Here is a 466-nt window from a genome sequence, read left to right as displayed (position 1 = left end):
AGTATTGATTCATCTATTTTGGATGAAATTGTAGACAAATTTGATTTAGTTTTAATAGAAGGAGATGGTTCAAAGAGAAAAAAACTTAAAGGTTGGAATACTAAAGAACCAGTAGTATATCATAAAACTACAAAAACTATAGGTATATTAGATATAACATCATTTGGAATGGATATTAATGAAGAAAATATACACAGAGTAGAAATGTTCAAAAAAATAGCAAATTTAAATACAAAGAGTATTAATAGTAGCTCTACAGTAAGTATTGAAAACTTAAAAAATATAGTATTAAATCCAAATGGATTATTTAAAAATTATTCTGGAAAAAGAGTATTATTTATTAATAAAGTTGAAAATGAAAAATATAAAAATTTAGCTATAAAATTAATAAAAAATATTAAAGAATGTGAAAGTGAAATAGAGTTATTTTATGGAAGTGTAAAACAAAAATTTTGTGCAAGATATT

At 21.2% G+C, this 466-nt stretch carries 1 protein-coding gene; it reads left to right on the top strand.

Annotation, left to right across the window (positions count from 1 at the left end; genetic code table 11):
• Positions 1-466 (top strand): selenium cofactor biosynthesis protein YqeC (gene yqeC / locus K0040_RS20140; RefSeq protein WP_228110458.1); only part of this gene is annotated, 466 nt, incomplete at both ends.

The sequence above is a fragment of the Terrisporobacter petrolearius genome (assembly GCF_020748185.1).
Classification (GTDB): Bacteria; Bacillota; Clostridia; order Peptostreptococcales; family Peptostreptococcaceae; genus Terrisporobacter; species Terrisporobacter petrolearius.
This window is presented reverse-complemented; position numbering and strand designations above follow the sequence as displayed.